The 23,643-nt window shown below is 56.8% G+C and carries 15 protein-coding genes and 1 tRNA gene; 7 read left to right on the forward strand and 9 right to left on the reverse strand.

From position 1 onward, the window contains the following. Positions 1-117: 117 nt before the first annotated feature. Positions 118-456, reverse strand: coding sequence for an L-rhamnose mutarotase (locus V9K67_RS04665; RefSeq protein ID WP_336720433.1), 339 nt, complete (start codon positions 454-456; stop codon positions 118-120). On the opposite strand from V9K67_RS04665, the gene V9K67_RS04670 reads away from it, so the two are divergent. The 5 genes from V9K67_RS04670 to V9K67_RS04690 all read left to right on the forward strand — a co-directional run bounded on the left by V9K67_RS04670 (position 455) and on the right by V9K67_RS04690 (position 4,249). After that, a complete protein-coding gene (locus tag V9K67_RS04670; protein ID WP_336720435.1) occupies positions 455-613 on the forward strand; it encodes a hypothetical protein in 159 nt (52 codons plus the stop codon). The genes V9K67_RS04665 and V9K67_RS04670 overlap by 2 nt on opposite strands. 89 nt (positions 614-702) lie before the next feature. Then, on the forward strand, positions 703-1,620 hold the full coding sequence (locus tag V9K67_RS04675) for a helix-turn-helix domain-containing protein (protein WP_336720437.1): 918 nt from the start codon (positions 703-705) through the stop codon (positions 1,618-1,620). Positions 1,621-1,788: 168 nt separating this feature from the next. Beyond that, positions 1,789-2,178, forward strand: a complete 390-nt coding sequence (locus V9K67_RS04680; RefSeq protein WP_336720438.1) for a YkvA family protein — start codon at positions 1,789-1,791, stop codon at positions 2,176-2,178. A gap of 179 nt (positions 2,179-2,357) precedes the next feature. After that, positions 2,358-3,452: an NAD(P)-dependent alcohol dehydrogenase gene (locus V9K67_RS04685; RefSeq protein ID WP_336720439.1), complete on the forward strand. Its 1,095-nt coding sequence runs from the start codon at positions 2,358-2,360 to the stop codon at positions 3,450-3,452. Between the two features lie 62 nt (positions 3,453-3,514). Beyond that, positions 3,515-4,249 carry an SDR family NAD(P)-dependent oxidoreductase gene (locus V9K67_RS04690; RefSeq protein ID WP_336720441.1) on the forward strand — a complete coding sequence of 245 codons (735 nt, stop codon included), beginning with the start codon at positions 3,515-3,517 and terminating at the stop codon, positions 4,247-4,249. A 14-nt stretch (positions 4,250-4,263) separates the two neighbouring features. Here V9K67_RS04690 and V9K67_RS04695 read toward each other — a convergent pair whose 3' ends face one another. Beyond that, the gene (locus V9K67_RS04695; protein ID WP_336720442.1) at positions 4,264-5,706 is read right to left on the reverse strand and encodes an aminotransferase-like domain-containing protein; all 1,443 of its coding nucleotides are present in this window, start codon (positions 5,704-5,706) and stop codon (positions 4,264-4,266) included. A gap of 87 nt (positions 5,707-5,793) precedes the next feature. Between V9K67_RS04695 and V9K67_RS04700 the strand changes: the two genes are divergently transcribed. Continuing rightward, positions 5,794-6,699 (forward strand): DMT family transporter, encoded by a 906-nt coding sequence (locus tag V9K67_RS04700; RefSeq protein WP_336720443.1) that lies wholly within the window; start codon positions 5,794-5,796, stop codon positions 6,697-6,699. Positions 6,700-6,733: 34 nt separating this feature from the next. On the opposite strand, the gene V9K67_RS04705 is transcribed toward V9K67_RS04700, so the two are convergent. The 5 genes from V9K67_RS04705 to V9K67_RS04725 all read right to left on the reverse strand — a co-directional run bounded on the left by V9K67_RS04705 (position 6,734) and on the right by V9K67_RS04725 (position 14,137). After that, positions 6,734-6,856, reverse strand: a complete 123-nt coding sequence (locus V9K67_RS04705) for a hypothetical protein (protein WP_336720444.1) — start codon at positions 6,854-6,856, stop codon at positions 6,734-6,736. A 181-nt stretch (positions 6,857-7,037) separates the two neighbouring features. Next, positions 7,038-9,353: an arylsulfatase gene (locus tag V9K67_RS04710; RefSeq protein ID WP_336720445.1), complete on the reverse strand. Its 2,316-nt coding sequence runs from the start codon at positions 9,351-9,353 to the stop codon at positions 7,038-7,040. Positions 9,354-9,396: 43 nt separating this feature from the next. Beyond that, a complete protein-coding gene (locus tag V9K67_RS04715; RefSeq protein WP_336720447.1) occupies positions 9,397-10,917 on the reverse strand; it encodes a RagB/SusD family nutrient uptake outer membrane protein in 1,521 nt (506 codons plus the stop codon). A 29-nt stretch (positions 10,918-10,946) separates the two neighbouring features. Beyond that, complete coding sequence (locus V9K67_RS04720) at positions 10,947-13,952, reverse strand: SusC/RagA family TonB-linked outer membrane protein (protein ID WP_336720448.1); 3,006 nt, start codon at positions 13,950-13,952, stop codon at positions 10,947-10,949. A gap of 114 nt (positions 13,953-14,066) precedes the next feature. Continuing rightward, a tRNA-OTHER gene (locus tag V9K67_RS04725) sits at positions 14,067-14,137 on the reverse strand. A gap of 579 nt (positions 14,138-14,716) precedes the next feature. Here V9K67_RS04725 and V9K67_RS04730 point away from each other — a divergent pair. Further along, positions 14,717-16,129: a glycoside hydrolase family 88/105 protein gene (locus V9K67_RS04730; RefSeq protein WP_336720449.1), complete on the forward strand. Its 1,413-nt coding sequence runs from the start codon at positions 14,717-14,719 to the stop codon at positions 16,127-16,129. A 237-nt stretch (positions 16,130-16,366) separates the two neighbouring features. Here V9K67_RS04730 and V9K67_RS04735 read toward each other — a convergent pair whose 3' ends face one another. Together V9K67_RS04735 and V9K67_RS04740 are read right to left on the reverse strand one after the other, a co-directional pair. Continuing rightward, on the reverse strand, positions 16,367-23,068 hold the full coding sequence (locus V9K67_RS04735; protein WP_336720451.1) for a T9SS type A sorting domain-containing protein: 6,702 nt from the start codon (positions 23,066-23,068) through the stop codon (positions 16,367-16,369). A gap of 217 nt (positions 23,069-23,285) precedes the next feature. Next, positions 23,286-23,612: a hypothetical protein gene (locus V9K67_RS04740; RefSeq protein WP_336720452.1), complete on the reverse strand. Its 327-nt coding sequence runs from the start codon at positions 23,610-23,612 to the stop codon at positions 23,286-23,288. Between the last annotated feature and the right edge of the window lie 31 nt (positions 23,613-23,643).

Below are 23,643 nucleotides of genomic sequence, written 5' to 3' on the forward strand. Positions count from 1 at the left end.
GTGGTTTCCACTTTTGTTGGCGCCTGCGCAGGCACGGCCGCCATTACCAGTGTGAGCAGGGAAGCTCCGTACAGCCGGTGCAGGAATCCTTTTGTCCTGGTTGCTATTGTTTATGGGTTACAGTTGAAAGATCATTTCCATTAACGTCCACTTCTCCCCTTGTTTTGCCCAGGGCAGGGGCTGCTGGAACTTCCCCATCAATTCTTCCCACTGCCGCACCCGGGGATTGGCAGCATCCATAGCGGCTTTTTTATTAAAACAGAAGTGCTCGTTCGCTTCCAGCACCATAAGGAGGCGGTTGCCGGTCCGGTAGATTTCCATGGAGGCGATGCCGGCATCCAGGATGCTTTGCCGGATCTCGGGCCAGCCGTTTTCTCTTTGGTGCCAATGCTCGTAGGCGGCAATCAGGACGGGATCGTCCACCAGGTCCAGCGCCAGGCAATATCTTTTCATCATGGTATTTTGGGTTTCAATCGTTCGGAAGATCAATGATCCGGCACAGGCCATTGCCGACCTGCCCGGCAAGGAGCCCCTGGCTCCAGAGGCCTCCGGCAGCCGTCCGGCACCAGGACAACTCCTTCAGCCTGCCGGCTTTACCACCGCACAAAGGTAGCCGTCAGCCTCCGGCTAATCTTATCGAAAACAGACTTTGCTTTATACAAATCCGACCTTTCACCCTAAATTGCGGGAACAAATTCCGGCATGAACCAACGGCTGCTCAAACATTCCTTTTCCTTACTGCATGTGGATCATGTAAAGCTGAACCGCAAATGGAATTATACCAATGTGATCAGCCCGTACTTCCGCATTTACTTTATTGATGAAGGGGAAGGCTTCCTTTCCCACGCAAAGGAAACGCTGAAGCTGGAAGCCCCCTATCTATATATCGTTCCCAGCTTTACCCTTTGCAACCTCAGTTGCCCGGACTACCTGAGCCAGTATTTCCTGCACTTTTTTGAAGAATCCCCGGACGGGATTTCCCTGTTTCAGAACAACCGGACCCCCATGAAAGTGCCGGCAAAGGAACTGGATATCGCCAATGTCCGGCGGCTGTACCAGATCAACCCGGGCAGGGGCATCAACCGCTCCGACAACCCGAAAGTTTATGAGAAGAACGACTTTTATAAAAGCTACAAGGAACTGAACCTCCAGCAAAGCGACGCGACCAGTATGGAAACCGCGGGCATCCTGATGCAGCTCCTCTCCCGCTTCCTGGCTTCGCCCCAGTTCAAACGGAAAGACGAACTGGCCGTTCCCTCCAAAATCGTGGAGGCCATGAGCTATATTCAACTGCACCTGGACCAGGACCTGACGGTGGCGCACCTTGCGGCCAGGGCCAACCAGCACCCGGACTATTTTTCGCGGGTATTTTTGGAACATACCGGCGAGCGGCCGCTCACCTACATCCATGAAAAGCGCATCGAAAGGGCACAATACCTCATCACCACCACCAATTTGTCGGATTCGGAAATAGCCGCCGAAACCGGCTTTGAGCACCAGCCCTACTTTTCCCGGATTTTTAAAAAAGTCACCAGCCTTACCCCCGGCCAGTACCGGAGACTCAACCAATCGGTGCATACGCTGGATGAATACACCGTACCGCAACGACCGCACCCATGAGCCTGGATCTTTTGGCGCAAAATTTACGGTCACCAACTACAAATCAATAACTATGGCTACCGTACAAGGGAAGATCGATCCGGCGCACAGCGAGGAACCTGGTACGCACGGCATCCAGAATCGCCGTACCCTTGCAAGGAGTTGCTGGATGACCCCTAAAATAAGGCGATGAAATTACTGGCAAACCTGAAACAAAGGGCAAGGCAGCTGAAATCGGAAGCACAGGTGTTACTGATTGCCTACCAGGACAAGCGAACACCCCTGGCCGCCAAAATACTGATCGGGATCACCATCGGTTATTTGTTCAGCCCCATTGATCTGATTCCGGATTTTATCCCGGTGCTGGGCTTACTGGACGACCTGGTCATCGTACCGGCGCTGATCGTGCTGTCCCTACGGCTGATCCCTGAAATAGTAGTTATCGAGGCAAGGGAACGCCTGAAAAACGCTCCCCGGCAGTATCAAAAGAACAATTGGATAGTGGGCATCCTCATTATCCTGATGTGGCTTACGGTGATCTACCTCGTCTTTGAACAGGCCCGGCATTTTTGGAAATAGCCGTTCCGGCAACGGCCCGAATCCTGCAGCGGAAGTTTGATTTTCTTAATTTTTGGTTTGAGAATCATTACCCCGGAAAAAAAGCTGGCGTTTACTTTTGCAGCACATAAAGTACGCTATACCCGTTTAAAAAACAGTATAATTATTGTTCCCCTTCCGGAAATAAATAAAGGATTATTATGGAAAAAGTAGTAACAACAGCAGAAGGAGCCACGATCCCTAAAACAAAAGAAGTTAAGGCATTTGGTACCGAGGCAGCAGACGCAGCGCTGCAAGCGCTGAACATCCAGCGCAGAACCCCTACCCCCCATGACGTAGAAATAGAAATATTGTATTGCGGCGTTTGCCATTCGGACCTGCACACGGCCCGGAACGAATGGCATTTTACCACCTACCCCTGCGTACCCGGCCATGAAATCGTGGGCCGGATCGTTCGCGTGGGCAGCCATGTCAGCAAATTCAAAGAAGGTGATTTAGCCGCCGTAGGTTGCCTGGTCGACAGCTGCCGGGATTGCCAGTATTGCAAAGAAGGTTTGGAACAATACTGCGAACAGGGCAATGTTCAAACCTACAACTCGCCGGATAAATTCCTGGGCACGGCCACCTATGGCGGGTATTCCGAAAGCATCGTGGTGGATGAGTCCTTTGTGCTGCGGGTGCCCGAAAACCTGGACCTGGCGGCCACCGCTCCCCTCTTATGCGCCGGCATCACCACCTATTCGCCGCTGAAGCACTGGAAGGTTGGCCCCGGCCAGAAAGTGGGCGTTGTAGGCCTGGGCGGCCTGGGACACATGGCGGTTAAGATCGCCAAAGCCATGGGCGCAGAGGTGATTGTCTTTACCACCTCGCCTTCGAAGGTGGAAGACGCCAAACGCCTGGGCGCCGACGACGTAGTGCTCTCCAAAGATGAAGCGCAAATGGCCAAATATGCCGGCAAGCTGCACTTTATCGTGGATGCCGTTGCGGCAGAGCACGACATCAATGCGTACTTAAACCAGTTGCGGGTAGACGGCTCCCTGGCCCTGGTGGGCGCACCCGAACAGCCGCTCCTGGTAGCCGCCTTCAGCCTGATCCCCTACCGCAGAAACCTTGCAGGGTCCATGATCGGGGGCATCGCCGAAACCCAGGAAATGCTGGACTTCTGCGGCCAGCACAATATCGTTTCCGATATAGAAATGATCGACATCCAGCAGATCAATGAAGCCTATGAGCGCATGCTGAAAGGAGATGTCAAATACCGTTTCGTCATTGATATGGCGTCTTTGAAAAAATAGCACCGGCATCCGGGCAGGAAAGGAAAACAGGGCAAATCAGGAATCATCCGGGAGGCAGTGAAATGGCAAGAATAGTGATTACAGGGTCCGCTGACGGACTCGGGCAATTGGCGGCAAAAGCACTGATCGCACAGGGCCATAAAGTGGTCGTGCATGCCCGCAATGCCCAACGCGGACGGGAGGCCTTACAGAAAAACCCGGGAGCCGAATCCGTAGTCACCGGCGATCTTTCCAGTATCCTGGAAACGATCCGCCTGGCCCATGCAATAAATAGCCTGGGGCCCTTTGACGCGGTGATCCATAATGCAGGGGTGTACCAGGTTTCCGCACCGGAAGTTTTTGCCGTCAATACCCTGGCTCCTTATATCCTTACCTGCCTGGTGCAACGGCCGAAGCGGTTGATCTACCTGAGTTCGGGCATGCATTTGCAGGGACGTGCGCACCTGGAACACTTCTACAAGGATACCGGTCGCATCACGTATTCCGATTCCAAGCTGCACGTGCTGCTGCTGTGCAAGGCAGCAGCACGTAGATGGCCGCAGGTTTTATCCAATGCCGTGGACCCGGGCTGGGTGCCTACCCGGATGGGCGGCCGCGGCGCACCGGACGACCTGCAAAAAGGATACGAGACGCAGGTGTGGCTGGCCGTCAGCAACGAGGAGCGGGCGCAGGTAAGCGGCCGGTATTTTTTCCATCAAAAAGAACGGCGCTCGAACCCCGGGGCGGATGACGTTTCCCTGCAGGAGCGGTTTCTGCACCGGTGCGAAGAGATCACCGGTATTTCCTTTCCGGAATAAAGGCATCCTCCCATTTACTTCCGGATCATATCGCCGGCGATCCTGCCCAGGATTTTTAGCGCATGCCCGATGTCTTTATTGAGCGGGGTGCCGAAACAAATGCGGATGCAATTGGTAAAGCGGGCATCCGTGCTGAAGATATGACCCGGCGAAATGCTGATGTTGTATTTTAACCCCGACTTGAACAGCGCATAGGCATCGATCCGCTGATCCAGTTCTACCCACAACACGCAGCCGCCTTTGGGCTGGCTGACCTTGGTGGAGGCTGGAAAATAATCCATGATGGCTTTTATGTACAGCAGGCTCTGGGTGTACAACGCCTTACGCAGGTTGCGCAGGTGCAGGTCGAAGCGACCGGTCTCGAAGAACAGCCCCACCGCCGCCTGGTTGGGCGTGGCGGAAGAAACGATATGCATCAGTTTGATCTGCTTTACCTTCTCCACAAATTTCCCGGGAAGGCACCAGCCCACCCGGTAGCCGGGCGCCAGCGACTTGGAGACGGAAGAACACAGCAGCACCAGGCCCTTGCGGTCAAAGCTTTTACAGGTCCGGGGCCGCTTTTTGCCAAAAAACAGTTCGCCGTAAATATCATCTTCAATGAGGGGGATCTCTCTGGCGGCCAGCAGCTCCACCAGTTGCTTTTTCTTTTCGTCGGGCATCTCACAGCCCAAAGGATTGGTGAAATTGGTCACAAACAGGCAGGCCTTTACCGGCACCCGCCCGAGGGCCCCGGCCAGGTAGTCCAGGTCCAGCCCCTCTTCGGGATGTACCGGTATCTCCAGCACCTTCAATCCCAGGCTTTTCATGACGCTGAAGATCCCGAAATAGGTAGGCGTTTCAATGGCGATGGTATCTCCCGGCTCCGAGACGGCTTTGAGGCAAAATACCAGTGCTTCCATGCAGCCCTGGGTGGTCACCACCTCCTGCTCCGTAATGTTCCCGCCCCAGTTGAACGCATAGCGGGCGATCTGCTGGCGCAGGCGGAGGTTCCCCTGGCTGTGCTCATAGCCCATGCAGCTGTCCGGGCTTTGCCTTATCGCTTCCGCCATCGTTTTACTGAGCTTGGCCACCGGCAACAGTTCGATGGCCGGGACGGCGATCGACAACCGGATCAGCCCCTCGGTATTGATGTCCCGGTACACCAGGGCAATCATGTCATCGACACTGGCCTCTTCGGGCAGCTTCCGGTCAATGGCCGCGGACGGGCCCGCCAGCCGTTTGCGGTAGGAAACATAATAGCCCGACTTCGGCCGGGCCTCGATCAGGCCCTTGGTCTCCAGCTGCGTGTAGGCATTGAACGCCGTGGACAGGCTGACGCCCTGCTCCCGGCTCAAGGCCCGCACGGACAGGAGCTTTTCACCGGTCTTGAGCACGCCGTCCATAATATTTTTCTGCAGCTTTTCGGCCAGCTGCACGTATAAAAACTCCTCTTCCTGGGGCGGGGTCGTCCATTTCATCCTAAATCTGTTATGGCCAAAAATACAAAATGTGCATCTGTTTTCTCATGAAAAATGGACGGACCTTTGGTTGCTTAATCGAAGCATATGAAGGAAAAATGGAAAGCTTACCTTGCGCTGGCTTTTATTTGTGTTGTCTGGGGCACCACCTACCTGGCCGTCCGGGTAGGCGTAAAAGACTTCCCCCCGTTTTTGTTTATGGGCATGCGCCAGACCATGGCGGGCCTGCTGCTGGCGGCATTCCTGTGGCTGTCGGGTAAAAAGCCCGCCTGGAGCTGGAGCCTGTTCGGGCAGCAGCTGGTCCCCGGCCTCTGCATGATCACGTTCGGCAACGGCATCATCGGCTGGGCGGTCCAGTACATCCCCAGCGGGCTGGCGGCGCTGATCTGCTCCATGATCCCGCTCTACGTCATCCTGATCAACCTGGTCCTCGACCGCAAAGACCGCCTGAACTGGCAGATAGGCGTGGGCACCTTTCTGGGCCTGGCAGGGATCGTACTGATCTTCCGCAACCAGCTGGCGGCCCTGCAAAACCGGCAATACCTGGCCGGCATGATCATCACCATCATCTCCTGCATCTCCTGGGCGGCAGGCACCATATACACGCAAAAAAACCGGAAAGGCACCGACCCCTTCCTGAATGCTTCCGTGCAGCTGTTTACCGGCGGTGCGGGCATATTGATCCTGAGCCTGCTGTTTGAAAAGAACACGGCGCTGCCGCCGGTATCGGCCAGCACGCTGTTCGCCTGGATCTACCTGGTGGTGATCGGTTCGGTAGCGGCCTTTGCAGCCTACCTGTATGCCTTATCCAAATTGCCGGTCGGACTGGTGACCGTGTATGCCTATGTGAACCCGCTGGTGGCGGTGGTCCTGGGCTTCCTGATCCTGAACGAGCAGATCACCCTCTATACGGTAGTGGCCACGGTGGTGATCCTGTTTGGGGTGTACCTGGTCAATACGGGCTTCCGGCTGAAAACCACTTCCGGCCAGTGATCTTCAACCCCTGCAGGAGCATCATCGGAAAAGCTCAGGTTTTATTGATGAGGTAAACAAGGATCATCAAGACCAGTAACCCAATGATATTAATGAGGATCAACTTTACTTTCTGCCGCTTTATCCGGCGGATATCCGGATCTTCTTCGACGCTCATGGCTGGTGTTTTTTGAAAAGACAAAAATGAGCTCCGCTCCCATTCCGCGGTCCGCTTGCGGGGCTTTTCGGAAAACATCAGGGAAAAACCTTTAGCCGCCGGCTAAGAAGATCCTTAAAACAAAAGCCCCCCGCTTTCAAATAAGCGGGGGGCTTTTGTTTTAAGGATGGAAGTCCACCTACTATTTATATTCAACGGTAACGTTATTCAACTTTCCGGTGAAGGCAAAGGGAACGGTGTAGCGGTCGGATACCGGCGAATTGCGGTCGGCTCCCACGTCGATGCCGTCCTTGTAAACGGCGATCCGGCCTTCGGCGGCCGTAATGCTGCGTTCCGCCACTTTCCGGTCATTGATGTAAAGGACCTCGGTCCCGGCAGGCGCATTCCGGTCGAATTTGCCTTTGGCGGGCGCCTCGAAATTGAAATCGAACCGGAGCTTCGATTTACCTACCGGCACGGGAATATCCGATACCAGGTGCTTCACAACACTGCCGGTGTTATGCGCCACCACGAATTTGCCGCCTTTGATGAATAAACTTAAGCCTTCGAACTCGGAACCGGTGGCAAACAGCACGCCCTGCTCCGCCCTGGATTTCAGCTCCACATCCGCCGTGATGCTGAAAGGATCGTTCTGGAACTGCGGTCCGCTGTAGGTAAGGAACTGGTCGATGCCGGGATACAACACCACCTTTTTCTTCAGGCCGAAGGGGCTGCGTTCCCTGCCGCCGGCGCTGTGGCCCAGGGCATTGTCATTTAAGGGATACACATTGTGCTTGATGGCTTCCGCATCAAACACGGCCTGCAACTCCTTTACCTTATCCGGGAATTTGGCCGCCAGGTTGATGCGTTCATTAAAGTCTTCATTCAGGTTATACAGCTCCCAGACGTCTTTGGAAAAGTCGGTCCCGGACTGGTGAAAGACGGAAGCTTTCCAGCCATCCTTCACGATCGCCCGCTTGCCGAACAGTTCGTAATACTGCACATTGTGGCGGTTGGGGGCCTCCGCATTTTTTAAGGAATACACCAGGCTCGTCCCTTCAATGGGCTTTTGGGCATACCCTTTAATAACGGCAGGCACCTTGGCCCCGGTCAGCTCGTAAATGGTGGGGGCAATGTCAATGACGTGGCCGTACTGATTGCGGATGCCGCCTTTATGCAAACCGCCATTGGGAAAATGGACAATGAGGGGCTGGTGGGTGCCGCCTTCGCTGTTGGGATCGGCTTTCCATAAACGGAAAGGTGTATTGGTGGCCTGGGTCCAGCCCGAAGGTGCATCCTGGAAGGAATGCTCGGTACCGAGTTTATCGATGTTTTTATACAGTTCCGCCACCTGCTTTTCTTCGTCCAGGCTGCTGATATAGCCATTCAGGCTGCCGTTGCGGGGACTGTGGCTGGAGCCGTTGTCGCCGATGCTCACGAGCACCACGGTATTTTCCGACTGCCCGATCTCTTTCAGGTAATCCAGGATACGGCCAAACTCGTAATCGGCATGGGTCAGGAAACCGGCATACACCTCCATGAAGCGGGCATACACCTTCTTCTGCTCGGGCGTCAGGCTATCCCAGGCTTTTACCGTGGGGTCGCGGTCCGGCAACACGGCATTGGCCGGAATGACGCCCAGTCGTTTCTGGCGGGCAAATACCTCTTCGCGGTACCAGTCCCAGCCCTGGTCAAACTTGCCTTTGTACAGGTCGCTCCATTTTTTATCCACCTGGTGGGGCGAGTGGATGGCGCCGGTAGCGAAATAGAGGAAAAACGGCTTTTCGGGGTCGATGGACTTCTGGTTACCGATATAGCTGATGGCCTTTTCGGCCAGCAAGGTGGTCAGGTGCTTTTTATTCGGCTCGATGTCGATCACCTTCGTATCCTCGTACAAATTGGGATGGTACTGGTCGGTATGGCCCAGCTGGAAGCCATAAAAATGGTCGAAGCCGCGGCCCACGGCCCACCGGTCGAACGGGCCGTTGGCGGTGATCTCCTCCAGCGGCGCCACGTGGTATTTACCTACGGCAAAGGTGCTGTAATGGTTTTCGTGCAGCACTTCGGCGATGGTGGCCTTGTCGCCCGGCATGATGGCGTCGTAGCCGGGGAAACCGCTGGAGCTGTAGTTCAGCGTTCCCATATGCACCGAATGGTGGTTGCGGCCCGTGAGCAGGGCCGCCCGGGTAGGCGAACAAACACCTGTCGAGTGGAAATTGGTATAGCGAAGGCCGTTATTGGCCAGGCTGTCCAGGACCGGTGTCTGCATCAGTCCGCCAAACGCGCTGGAGGTGCCATAACCGGCATCATCGATCAGGAACACAATGACGTTGGGCGCCCCGGCCGGGGCTTTCTTCTTTTCGGGATGGTATTCCTGCGATTCGGCCACGGTCCGGCCGATCCTTCCTTTAAAGCCGTCCTCGGACGACCATTGGCCCGGCTGCTGGCCGGAGGCAGTCATGAACAGGGAGGATGCGCACAGCAGCAGGGCTCCTGTTTTTAAATGGATTTTGCTCATAGTAATCTTCGTGTATAAATTTTGTTTCAAAACTCTTTTCCACTTACCAGCCCGGGTTTTGCGTCAGCTTCGGGTTCCGGTCGATCTCGCCCTGCGGAATGGCGTACAGGTAATGCCGCGGCGCCACATTGGTTTTTCCGACCAACTTCAGGTTTTTGATCAGGATGCCTTTGTTTTCGGGCCCTACGCCGGTCACTTCCGTGCCGGTCTGGCGGATCAGGTCGAAGAACCGGTGGTATTCCGCCACCAGCTCAAGGCGGCGGTCCAGGTAAACCGAGTCGCGGAACTGGTCTTTACTCAGTCCCGGCGTCAGGTCGTCCAGGCCGGCCCTTTTCCGGATCCTGTTGAGGGAGGTATACGCCTTGGTGGTGGGACCGTTTAATTCATTTTCGGCTTCCGCATGGATCAGCAGCACCTCGGCAAAGCGCAGAATATTCGCATTGGCATCCGACTGGCCGGTAGTGGCATAGTTGGGATCCCAGTTCTTGTTGATGAAGGGCACGGAATCCCCGGGCGCATTCACCGTCGCGTACCGCTTGCCGTCCGTAGGGCTGGTATAGTAGGTGACGAAGGAGACTCTTTTGCGTTTATCCTTTTCCGTAAACAGCTTGTACACGCTGAAGAATTTATCCGTTCCTACGGTATAGAAAGCCACCTGGTTGCCATAAGATCCTTTTAATCCCGGCACGCCGGAACGGATATCGCTGGAGGTAACCAGGTGCCCGGTGCTGATGGTGCTGCCTTTGATCTGCGCGGAGAAAATATGCTCCTTCCCGTTTTTATAGGCCGGCAGGAACACCTGCGCATAGTCGTCCAGCAGCGCATAGCCATACGGACCGTCAATGACCTCTTCCGCCAGTTTTACGGAATTGGCCCAATCCCTTTTGGTCAGGTATACCTTGGACAGCAGCGATTTGGCAGCCCCTTCGGTGGCACGTCCCGGCTCACCGGCCGAACCGCTTCTAAAAAGGACGGCCGCCTGCTGCAGGTCTTTGATGATCTGTGCATACACCTCCTCCACCGGCGTCCGGGGCACCTGCAGCTCTTCGACGGAAAGCTTGGTCTGGTCCGTCAAGAGTAAGGGCACGGCACCGTAAAGCCGAACGAGGTTGAAATAGTAAAAAGCGCGCAGGAACGTCGCCTCGCCCAGCAAGCGGCTTTTCAGCTTTTCGTCCATGGCGATGGCGGGGATCCGCTCCAGGGCAATGTTGGCTTTGTTGATGCCTTCGTAGTGCTCCGTCCATATTTGCTGGATCCTCAGGTTGGTGGAGGCATGCGTCAACTTCGCCAGGGCCCGCACCTCGCCGTTGGGCGAGCCGGGTCCGGCATCCATATCATCGGTCAGAAAATCCAGGCCGGTATAAAACAGCCGGTTGTAAATGGGCTGGGCGCCGGTGCTGTTGTCCACCATGGGATAATAGATGGCATTGACCGCGGAAACGGCATCATTGGCGGTTTTATAGAACTGGTCGGGCGACAGGAAAGAGGTGGGCTTCTCGGTGAGCTTCATGCAGGAGGACAAGGCACCCAGGGCGGCCGCGATCAGGAAATATCCAGGCTTCATTATCAAAAAATATTTTTAGTTGTCAGGAATTATAAGGTCAGGCTGATACCGGCCATCACCGATTTGGCGGTGGGATACGCGCCGCGGTCCATGCCGGAACTGATGGAGTTCTGTCCGTTGGTATTCACTTCCGGATCATAGCCCGTATACTTCGTCCACAGCAGCAGGTTGGCGCCGGAAACATAGATGCGGGCCCCTTTAAAAAGGGTGTTTTTGGGCAGTGTATAGCCCAGGGACAGGTTCTTCAGCCGTAAGAAAGAGCCGTCTTCCACAAAGCGGTCGCTTATGGTTACCGCGGGGTTTTCGATGGCTTTATGCACATCGGTGTGGGTATTCGTTGGGGTCCAGCGGTTCAACAAGGTGGCCACCGCCCCGGTATAACCGGTGCCCAGTTCCAGGTTCGCCCGGGTCCAGTTAAAGATCTTATTGCCGTAAGAAGCATTCAGGAAAACCGACAGGTCGAAATTTTTATAACGGAACGTATTGGTGATGCTGGCCAAAAACTTCGGCTGCGAGCTGCCCACGATCTTGCGGTCGGCGTCCTGTGTGATCAGCCCATCCTTGTTCAGGTCCTTGTACTTCTGAAGGCCGGTCGCAGGGTCCACGCCATCCGCTTCATACATGTAAAAGGCGCCCACCGACTCCCCTACTTTGATGATCTGCGTGGGCAGGGTGGTCGGGCTGGCCGGGTCGGTGACAAAGAAGTAAGGGGCGCCGCCTAAGGAGGTGATCTTGTTGCGGTTGGCGGAAAAGATAAAGTGGGTCGTCCAGTCCAACCCGCCCTTCAGGTTGACCGTCTTCACGCCGAATTCCACCCCCTTATTTTTCACCACGCCCAGGTTCTGAAAGGCGCTGGTCAGGCTGGAGGAAAAAGGTACGGGAACTTCCAGCAACAGGTCGGAGGTTTTCTTGTAGTACACATCCGAGGTAAGCTGTACCCGGTCGGCGAATAAATCCAAATCGATACCGAGGTTGAACTGGCTGGTTTTTTCCCAGGTCAGGTCGGGGTTGGCAAAGCTGCTGGTGGCCAGGCCGTTCACCAGGTTATTGCCAAAAGTGTACAGGTAGCTCGAAAGCCGGGACAGCGACCGGTAGGGATCGATCTCCTGGTTGCCGGTCACCCCGGCGCTGGCCCGCAGCTTCAGGGAGCTGATCTGCCGGATGTTTTGCAAAAAAGGCTCATTCGAAGCTTTCCAGGAGAAAGCGGCCGAAGGGAAGGTGCCCCATTTATTGTTTTCACCAAATCGGGAGGAGCCATCGGCCCGGACGGTAAAGGTCAGGAGGTAGCGGTTATCGTAGCCATAATTTACGCGGGCCAGGAAGGACTGCAGCGCCCAGTCGGTACTGGACGAGGAAGGTGCTATGAGTGCGGTGCCCGAACCCAGGTTGTTGTACGCAAACCCATCGCTGACAAAATTGGAGGCACTGGCGATATACACTTCCTTGCGGGACTTTTGCTGCGTATTGCCGGCCAGGATGTCGAGGTTATGTTTGGTGCCAATCGTCTTTTTGTAGTTTAAGGTATTTTCATTCAGCCAGTTCAGCGAAGCGATCGAACCAATGGCGGCATTCCCGCCGGGCAGGCTCTCGTAAAGCGTGGACGGCAAATACCTGTTTTGCTTGTTGTTGATAATATCCGTTCCCAACGACACCTTGGCCGTTAAGCCGTTTGTGATCTTATACTCACCAAAGCTGTTCAATAAAAACCTCGTCGTGTTGGTGGCATTCGTCTGCAGGGCCAGCGTGGCGATGGGGTTGGCCACGGTGGAGCCGAAACTGCTATTGGCGGTAAACTTACCCGTTGCATCCCGTACCGGCACCACGGGAACCATGCCGAGGATGTTGGGCACGATGCCGCTGGGGGCCACATCCGCCTGGGTCAGGCTTCCATTTAAATAGGCCCCGATCTTAAATTTGGAAGTCACCTCGTTCTCCAGGTTCAACTTTCCCGCGTACCGCTTAAAGCCGGTATTGATAATGATCCCGTCCTGTTTAAAGTAATTGCCGGAAAACAGGAGCCTGGTTTTTTCATTGCCGGAGGCGATGGAAAGGCCATGACTTTGAAGGGAAGCCTTGCGGAAGGCCGCATCCTGCCAGTCCGTTCCTTCGCCCAGCTGGTCGAGCTCGGCCTGGGTATAAAAGGCGGGTTTGCCCGCATCGTTCAGGGCGTCATTTTTCAATTCGCCCCATTGCCTGGCATTCAGCAGGTCGATCTTTTTGACAGCGCTTTGCGTGCCGTAATAGCCGTTATAATCGATGGAAAAGCGGTTCTTGCCCCCGCGTTTGGTGGTGATGATCACTACCCCGTTGGCGCCCCTCGAGCCATAAATGGCCGTGGCGGAGGCATCTTTCAACACGTCGATGGACTCGATATCCGAAGGGTTCAGGCCCGAAAGCGGGTTGATGCCCGGGCCGTTGGTAACACCGGCATCCACGGAACCATCGCCGTTATAAATAGGGAAACCATCAATCACATAAAGGGGTTCGTTCCCCGCATTGATGGAGGTGCCGCCGCGTACACGGATGGAAACGCCCCCGCCGGGCTGCCCGCTCGACTGGGTTACCTGCGCCCCGGGGATGGCCCCCTGGATCAGCCGGTCCACCGAAGATACCGGCAGGTTTTTGGCTGCTGCCGGAATGGTGGCAACCGAGCCGGTAAGGTCGCTTTTCCGCTGGGTGCCATAGCCGGTGACCACCACTTCTCCCAGCTCTTTGGTACTTTGTTGTAAGGTAATTTCCAGGGGGCTGCCGTTGGCTACCACCTCTATACTTTCAAATCCCTGGGAGGTAATGAAAAGCGTGTACGGGAACTTTTGTCCCGTAACGAACTTAAACCTGCCCTGCCCGTCGGTAACCGCGCCATGGGTGGTGCCTTTTATCTGCACCGAAACACCCGCCAGCGCCTCCTTGGTTTTTGCATCGGTTATGGTACCATTCAGGTAGGAATTAATGATCGGCGGATCCTGCGCTTGGGCGCCGGCCAGCAAAGGTAAAAACAAGGCTATCCATACCCAGATGAGTAAAGATCGTTTCATACTATAAATTGGTTGTTTGTAAAATAATTGAAGGATCAGCGCCACCCGGGTAGTGCCTTGGAAAAAGCCCCCTGTGGAAACAGGAGGCCTATTAAACTATATCTTGCCAAATCGACGCCACGGAAGGATTCGAACCTTCGTAACAGGAGTCACAGATCCCTGCTTTCCCGCTCAGCCACGTGGCTTAAATATTAGCACCTATGCCTTGACGTTAGATCGACCTTCATACGATTTCCTCCGAATCATGGCCGGCAACAGGCATGAGGATCAACCGCCGACCCTATGCAGGCCGGCCATGCTTCAGAAGAAACAATAAGGGATGGATACGCGGGAGGATGAGCAGCCAAGCTCTCTCCCCACGTTGCCCGGGAAATAGTATACGCTTAAAATCGGGGACAGTAGTAATTGCCGGAAGTACGGAATGAGAAGTCCACCGCCACGGAAGACAGGTAACAGGGTTCACTGAGATACATTGCTGTACGCTTTAAAGGTTATCGTTTTGAGTAGTGCTGGCGGTTAACAGTACCCTTCAAAATCATCGGCAGCCATAAGTCTACCTAATTGGTAGACAAAGTTAACAGCATTCCTGTCAAATAAACAAGTTTTAACCCCATCTTTTCCAGGGCCGGCCAAAAAAACAGGAGCGCAACGCTTTCTTCAAAGCCCTTATCCGTGCGGATGGACAGACATCCCTACTTTTGCAGGCGCAGGAAAACAGCACGCCTGCTCCTTCCGGAAAAACAAAGAAAACAAGCTTGATACACATGAATAAAAATGCAGGAACACGAAAACTGGTCAAACGCCTTGCCGGCGCCGGCCTGGTAGCGGCAACCGTCCTGGCGGCCACCGGCTGCTTTACCGCAAAGAACAAGGCCGCCGCTGCCCCCGGCACCCAATGGTCGCAACAGATGGTGGAATCCCACGGCCTGAAAGACTTTTATACCAACCGGGTACTCCATGCGCAACTGGCCGCCACCGGCTGGGATTATGTTTCCGGGCTGGTGGCCCTGTCCGTGCTGAAGGCATGGGAGCAGTACCCGTCGAAAACCGAATACTATGCCGCGGTAAAAGCCTTTGCCGACCGCAACATCACTGCCGACGGCTCCAGGATCATCGACTCCAAAGGTGAATCGGCCCTGGGTCCCAGCAACATCGACGACCTCGCCGCCGGCAGGATCTTCTTCACCCTGTACAACGAAGAAACCCGCAAAGGCAACAGCAAGGATGCCGAAAAATATAAAACTGCGGCTACCCTTATCCGTAACAAATTGAAGTTCGATCACTCCCGCATCAGGGAAGGGCTGCCGGGTGCCGGCGGCTTTTACCACAAAGCCTCCTACCCCGCGCAGATGTGGCTCGACGGCCTGTACATGGGCGCTCCCGTTTATGCCCTCTGGCAATCGGCCTTCGGGGGGGCCAATGCCGCCGACAACCGCGACAGCTGGACGGATATCGCCCACCAGTTCAAGATCCTGCACGAGCATACCTACGATGCCGCCAAGCAATTGAACTACCATGCCTGGTCGGCCACGCCCAACGACCCGAACTCTTTCTGGGCCAATAAAAGCGAGCCGTTCCTGGGTTGCAGCAAGAACTTCTGGGGCCGCGGCATGGGCTGGTATTTTGCCGCCCTGGCAGATGTGCTGGAAGTGATGCCCAAAGACCATCCCGACTTTGCCGCCCTGCTCGGCATCTACCAGCAGGTGGCCGCCGGCCTGAAGCGGTGGCAGGATAAAGAGTCGGGCGTGTGGTACCAGCTGCTGGAATTTGATGCCTCTACCAAAGGCGACGGCAAGGGCGACCTGATCAACGGCAAAACCTATAACGTGGGCACCGCTGCGAACTACCTCGAGGCTTCCTGCTCCTCCATCTTTACCTATGCCTACTTCAAGGGCATCCGGCTGGGATTGCTGGACAAGGGCACTTACGGCGCCACGGCGGAAAAAGCCTACCAGGGGCTGCTGAAAACCTTTATCCGCCAACAGCCGGCTGGGGTGGACATTATCCAGACCTGCGCCTCCGCCGGCCTGGGGCCCGCCTCCAACCCGGCACGTTCCGGCACCATCAACTACTATTTGTGCGGACCGGATGTCACCGTGGTACAGAACGAAGGAAAAGCGATCGGCACCTTTATCATGGCCTCTGTTGAGTATGAACAATACAAACAGGCGCGCTAAATAAAAGCACCTCTACATTAAAAAAGCCATTCCACAGGGAGTGGCTTTTTTAATGTAGAGGTGCGGTTAAATTAAGTGCCTTATAGAAGGAAGAATAGGTTCATTTCAGATAATGTCCTTCAGGTACCGAAGGACATTCAGCAATCGAGGAAAAACATTTGCTTCCAAATAGCAAAAGGCCCGGGGCATACCCAGGCCTTTTACAGCTATAAATTCTTTTACAATTTTAATGATTGATTATTGCTTGATGATCTTCTGCGTCAGCCGCGTGCCCCCGGATTGTAATGTTACCCAGTACATGCCTTTGGACAGGCCGGACACATTCAGCTTCACCGGCTGCGTAGCCGAAGCAATGGTCTGGCGCATAAGGACCTGGCCCGACAGGTCGGTGACGGTCAGTACCGCCGGGGCCGACAACCGAACGCTGCCCAGGTACACCTGCAACATGTCGGATACAGGGTTAGGACGTACCTCCAGGCCGGCTTCCGCCTGGTAAAGGTTCAGGCTGATCACCTTGCTGTATTGCTGCGCACCGTCTACGTCCACTTCATTGAGCCGGTAGTAGAGCCGGTTGCTGCCTGCTGCGGCAGCACCGGCATCGGTAAAGGCATACGAATGGGTAACGGCGCTGTTCCCCTGGGCCCCTACCCTGCCCACTTCCACGAAATGAACCCCATCGGTGCTGCGCTCCACGCTGAAATGCGAACTGTTTTCTTCCGTAGCCGTTTGCCACTGCAGGCGTGCGGCGCCATTGCTGTAGGTGGCCGTGAAGCTGGTCAGCTTAACTGGCAACAGCGAACCCTGGACCATGACGGCAAAGGGAGAAAAGTTGGTAAAGCCCGCCCGCGTCAGGGTGAAAGGTCCCGAACCCGAAGGCATCAGCGTAGTGGTACCCAGGTCCCAGGCACCATTGGTATAATGCGCCAGGTGGGGCGACAGGTGGCTGAATCCGGGCAGTTCCAGGGAAGCCGGCCACTGCAGCGTAATGGTGGCATTGGAGCCGCCCACCACACCTTCGGAAATAAACCAGGTGTTGTTTACCGCCGCACTGCCGACGGCAGTACCGCTCTCCCCCTCTTTGTAAACGGCATTGACCACCCTCACCTTCATGTTGTCGGTAACCGAACTGCCGTTAAAGGCGATCGTAGCCGGCAGGTAATCCGAAGCAGTACCCACCGGGAAGACCCGCGAGCCGCCATTGGTTACCTGCTGCACCAGGGAACCGGCGCCGGTGGCGATCACATAACGGTCGGCGGCAGCGCCGGTTATGGCGCCCGACGGGCTGAGGGTCAGGTCATGGGCGCCGATATCGATCCGGCCGGCGGTCAGCGTCAACGCGCCCTGGATGGTGACGTTCCCCGAAAGGGTGGCCAGGGCAGCGGTGACTTTATTGAGGACCACGTTATTGAAGGCCCCGGTAGAAGAAATGTCCTGCCCCCCCTCGCCGTTAAAGACCACCGTATTACCAGTGTTGGTAAACGTGCCGCCGGTCATTTTCCAGTTGCCGCCGACGGTATCGATGTAGCTGCCCGCCACAAAGGTGCCGGCGCTGAGGGTGAAGTTGTGTCGGATGTTCAGGGGGCCGGCGGCGGTTTTGGTACCTGCCGTGGAAAGGGTCAGGTTGCCGTAGGGGCCAATAGCGGCGGACGAAGGAATGGTTTGGTTGGCTCCGGCATATTCCACCGTGCTCAGGCTGTCGAAGTCATAGGCGGTAAAGGGGGGCAGCGAATTGCTGCCGCCCAGGCGCAGGGTGCCGTCCTTGCCGATCGCCAGTTGGTTTTCGGCTTCGGCCGAGGCATCCTGGGTGATGGTGTAGGCGCCGGCGTCCAAAGTGCCGCTGGCCACTTCGATCATTGAAACCACCGTCAGGTTGCGGGCCAGCGTGGTGGTGCCGCTGCCGGTCTTTTCCACGGCCAGCTGGGCCAGCGGGCTGGTGGTGCCGCTGATGACGGAGGGACCGCTGCCGGTAAAGGCGACAATGCCGGTGCTCAGGTCCAGGGTGCCGTCGGTCTTTAAATTGCCCGAAACGTTGAAGTCGTTATTGGCGGTGATAGTGGTGCCGAGGATCTCCAGGTGGTAGAAGGTGGTGCCCGGGCTGCCGGAGAGCAGGCCGTCGGGCGCTGTCAGCCTGAAGGTGGAGGTGCCCCCGTTCAGGGTGCCGTCGCTTTCCAGGTCGCCGCCCACCGTATGGGTATAACTGCCGGCATGGAAGATGCCGCCATGGCTGATGGAAAGATCGTTGCCGACGGTCCAGCCCGAAGCGGTCGTGACGCCACCTGCATTGGCCACCATAACGTCATTCAACGTGGGCGTGCCGGTAACGGTCAGGGCGCCGGTGCCGCCCAGGGTAAGGATGCCGGTGCTGTTGAAGTTCGATCCCAGGGCCAGCGTCTGGGCCGTGGAGGGAATGAAGTTCAGGTTGCCGCTGCTGGTGACCGTACCGTTATTGGTCAGGCTGCCGTAAAAGTTGTGGGTAAAGGGACCGCCGTGGAAGGCCGAGCCCGAAGCCACGTTCATAGCGACCATGATGTTCCAGCCCACGCTGGCGGTTACGCCCCCGGTATTGTTGAAGTTGATGGTAGCGAAGGTGGGCGTGCTGTTGGAGATCAGCACCGGCGGAACGGTGCCGTTAAAAGTCACGACGCCGGTGGAGGTGGACACCTGCGAATTCAGCAGCTGGATCGTTTGCGTGATGTGGCCGGTAAAGGTGGCCGTTCCATTGCTGAGCAGCGTGCCGCTGTTGGTAAAATCGCCCTTGAAGATGGCGTTGCTGTTGCCCAGGTTGAAGGTGCCGCCGGGAGCTACCCGGCACATGTTGTTCAGGGTAATCTCGCTGTTGACCACGGTATAGCTGCCGTTGATGATCAGGCGGTAGAAGGTGGTGTTGCCGGTGATGGTCTTGCCGGTGCCGTATACCAGCACTACGGAAGTACCGGGTACATAGGTGCCCTTGTCTTCCCAGTTGCCATACAGGTAAATCGAATAGGTGCCGGGGCTGAAGGTGGCGCCGCTGTTCAGGGTCAGGTTGCCGTTGACGGTCAGCTGGCCCGACAGGGACTTGGCATTGGTGCCGCCGCCCGTCAGCGTCAGGTGGCCATAAGCTACGCCCGCTACGGTTTGCGCCCCGCTGCCGTTATAAGTAACCGAGCTGTTTGCCGCCAGGGCATAGGCCAGGAAGTTCTGGGGAAAGTTATTGGAACCGCTCACCAGCAGGCTGGTGCCGTCGGCCATGGTGAAGGTGCCGCCGGTGGCGTTGCGGTTGAGGGTATAAGAAGCCAGGTCCACAGTTCCCCCTTTCAGGGAAAGGCTCCCCTGGACCAGCACGTTGCCCCCCAGGGTCAGCGTGCCCGAAGCCTTGTCCACCACCAGGTGGTGGAAGGTCGAGGCCGAAACGGTCTGGTTGGCGGTGCCGGTAAAGCGGAAAGTTGTTTCGTATGCGGCAAAAGTACCGTTGTTGTACCAGTTGCCCCGGATGGTCGATTCATCCGCGGCCTGGGCGTCCAGGGTAGCGCCTGCAGCAATGGTCAGGTTGCCGGTGACATGGATGCCCTTGTTCTGGTCCAGCATTCCGGCGGCTACCAGCAGGTTGCCCGATACGTTGGTCACGTGATCCATTACCGCCACACCGCCGGACTTGTTGATGGTCAGGTGGTTGTAGGTCAGCCCGGCTACGGCCTGCAGGCCGGTGCCGTTGTAAGTGACGGTGCCGGTGCCGGCGGTAAAGGTGCCGCCGGAGGAAGTAAAGTCACCGCCGATGTTCAGCTGGCCGCCCCCGGTTATGGTAATGTTGGCGCCGCCGGATTGCACCAGGGAGCCGGACAGGTGGATGGAGCCGGCGCCCAGGTCCAGGTCGATGGCGCGGCCGGTGGTGCCGTCGCTCAGCACCAGATTGCCGCCGACGGTCAGCGACTGGTTGCCCACCTGCAGGCTGTGCCTCGTATTGGCCGACCAGGCGCCGGAAATATTGCCCTGGGTGGCCAGGGAGCCGCCCGAAGCCAGGCTGAGGGTAACCGCCCGGGCACTGCCGAAATAGATGTTCTTGACGCTGGCGCTGCCATTGATCGCGGGCTGGCTGGTAAAGGTGATCTCGCCCAGGCTCGCGATATCGGTGGCGCCGGGGACCCGGGGTAAAGCGCCTTGCGGTACGGTCCAGTTGGCGGCATCGAACCAGTTGCTGCTGGCAGAGCCGTTCCATTGCACTACGCTGAGGTCGCCCGAAAGGGACCAGCGGCTGGAAAGGTCGCTGAGCCCGGATTGCTCCACGTAATTAGTAGCAGTGCTGTTGCCCGATTTGCCGGAAGCGGCCCAGCCGGAGCCGGTATTTTTCCAGAGCTGCAGGCCGGTTTCGGTATTGCCGTTCAGCTCCTCGTCCTCGTAATGCAGGCGCAGGGTGGCGGAAGCCGCCGGGAAGGTGCCGGCCACGCTCACGGTATAAGCGCGGTTGAGGGAGGCGCCGTAGGGAAAATCGCCCACCGGTGCCGGGCTGGAGGTTACCGTAATGGCGCTGACCGCATTGGCGGCGGAGAAGGTAATGGTATTCGCAGGGCTTTCAAAAGCGTAGGAGGTATTCGGGGCAAAAGTATGGCTGCGTTTGATGGTGCCCAGGATGCTGCCGTTGCCGGTGCGGGTGTTGGTGAGGGTGAGGGTACGGCTGCCGGTGTTCAGGTAACCGTTGAGCATGTTCACGGTAGCGGCCGTTGCATCATTTAACAGCTCTACATGGTGGCTGCCCGAGGATATGTTTACCGTCAGGTTGTTGAAGGTGTTGGTGCCTGAGATGTGGTTGTCCTGGTGGCCCTGGAACTCGATGGTGCCGGTGCCGGCGGTAAAGGTGCCGTTGTTGGTCCAGTTGCCGAACAGCACGTGGGTGTAGGAGGAAGCATTAAAGGTGGCGGAAGTGTTGATGGCCAGGTTGCCGTTCAGCGTCAGGGCGCCGGCGGGGGTTTTGACCGAGGCGTTCGACAAGGACAGGTGGTGGTAGGTGCCCCCCAGTACGCTCTGGGCGGTGGTGCCGTTGTACTGCACCGTATTGGGCACGGTGGAGGTAACGTTCAGGCTGCCGGCGGTTTTGGTAAACGTGCCCGCAATGCCCAGCACCGATTCGGCCGCCAGCTGCAGGCTGGTGCCGTTGAGCGTCACGTGGTTCAGGTTGGCCGTGCCGGCCAAAACGCCGCTGCCGGTAAAGGTGGCCGTGCCGGCCGTGGCGGTCAGGCTGCCGGGAACGGAAAGGGAAACGGTCGAAAAGTTCGCGGCGGTGGTGATGCTGCCCGGGACCGACAGGGTGGCAAACGCCATCGTGCCGGGACCCGTGATGGTTTTGGCCGTACCGGACAGGATCAGTTCGCCGGCCGAGCAGGTAAGGCTGGCGCCGGTGCTGACGGCCAGGTTGCCGGTGACGGCAAAAGAGTGGGCAGTGCTCCACGTACCGCTGACGGTAAGGTTGTGAAAGCTAAAGCCGGTACCGGTAAGGGTTTTGGAAGTCCCGCTCAGGGTAAAGGTGCCGCCGCTGGCATGGGTAAAGGAGCCGCCGCCGGTGGAGGTTAAGCTGTTGCTGACAGACAGGGGCGTGGTGGCCGAGGCCGTGGTGCCCGCAGCGCTGATCTGCAGGTTGTGGAAGTTGTTGGCGCCGGTACCGCTCAGGCTGCTTCCGGCGGCCCCGAAAACGATGGTGCTGGCCTGGCCGGTAAAGGTGCCGTTGTTGACCCAGTTGCCCTGCATGGAATGGGAAAAGCTGCCGCCGTTGAAGGTGGCGCCGACGCCCAGGTTCAGGCTGCCGATGGTGATATTGGAAGCGGCGGTAAAGGTCACATTGGTGGCACCCAGGGTGCCGATCACCGAAAAGGCGGTAGCCGGCAGGGTCTTGGTGGGTGTGCCAGAAGCGGCCGACAAGGTCAGGTGACCGTAAGTTTGCGCACTTACCGTTTGGGTGCCGCCGTTGTATTCCACGGTGCTGGCGGCGCCCAGGGAAATTGTTTTGTAGTTGGCGGGAAGGCTATTATTGCCACCGATCTTCAGGGTGGCGCCGTTCTCTACGGCCAGGGTGCCGCCCTCGACCGTGCCGCCCCGGTTGGCCCCGTTGCTGCCCAGGTTGAGGGTGCCGGAGGCGACCAGCAGGTTGCCGGCAGTGGCCGAGGAGGAGTTCAGGTTATTCAGGCTGCCGGCCAGGGATTTTACTTTTGCGCCGCTGATCTTGAGGGTGGAGTAGGTATAGTTGCTGATCGTTTGGTCCACCGCCGTAGCGCTGTAATCGACGGTGCTGCCGGCTGCCAGCGTAAAAGATCCGAAGGTATAGTTGCCGTTAAAGGTGGCGGCATTCACTTTCAGCGTGCCGGTGGCGCTTACGGTTACGGCCGGGTTGCCCGTCAGCGTGTAGGTGGCGGGGCTTTCATTGGGGTTCAGGGTGCCGTTGATCACTAGTTGGTTCTGGCTGCCGGTGACGATCGTGGAGTTGGTCAGGGTAACGGTAGCCCCGGCATTGATGGTGAGCTTGCGGAAGCTGGTCTGCACGCTGCCGCCCAGGGTCTGGGCCGTCCCGGCAAAAATGACCCGGGCATTGTTGCTGTTGACGGTATACGTGCCGGCGTTGCTCCAGTTGCCCTTCAGGGTAAGACTGGCTTTGCCGTGCTTCAGGGTGCCGTTGGCATTGAGGGTGAGGTCGCCGGTCACCGCCAGGGCCCGGTTGACGGTAAGGGTAGCGGCTTTGCTGCCGCCGATCGTCAGGGATTTACAGGTTGCGGACGAGCTGACCGTGGGGGAATAAGGCCCGGTAAAGGCAGCATCGCCAATGATGACGTCAACCAAGGAAGTCGGCACCCCTGCAGTCCAGTTGCCGGCCTTAGACCAGGCAGAACTGTAGGTACCCTTCCAGCTGGTCTGGGCCAATGCGGAAAAGGAAAAGATCAGAATGGCAAAAACAACTAACAACAGGGGTTTTCTCATGTGACTTTCCGGTGTTTGTTCCGACGCAAATCTCCCCTCTTGCACCAGCCCTACCTCCTTTTATTCGTTCAAGCCCCCTTTTTTATAGGTGAAAAATTTTTTATTTATAAATTTTTGAAAAACAACCTAAAGCATCTAAATAAAATACTTAGCCGGCATTAGGGAATTTCTTTCAGTTTTTCACAAAAAACGGCCCTGCCCGCTTACCGGGCATCCCTTAATTGCGGCAGGTAAACGGGAGGAAACGATGGGGGTCCAGGGAAGACCGGTTATCCAGCGTTTCTACCGATTCACCCAGGTGCAGGTGCAACAGGGAGGGCCCCCGGTTGATGGTCCACAGCACCAGCTTGCGGCCCCAGCCGGACCGCTGCAGAACCTCCGGGATCAGCTCATCGAGAAAACCATTCCAGCAGGCGTCCTCCAGCCGGTCTTCTTCCGAATAATAACCCCTTTGGTCCTTGCCGTCCTTTTCACACCATTCCCGCTGGCTCAGGGTGGTAGCGGTCCGAAAAAGTATTTCCAGTTGCGTATTCTCTGTTTTCATGATCCTTGATTTTTAGGTTATTTACGGAAAG

Origin of the sequence: Huijunlia imazamoxiresistens (assembly GCF_037132455.1) — a bacterium.
Classification (GTDB): Bacteria; Bacteroidota; Bacteroidia; order Chitinophagales; family Chitinophagaceae; genus Flavisolibacter; species Flavisolibacter imazamoxiresistens.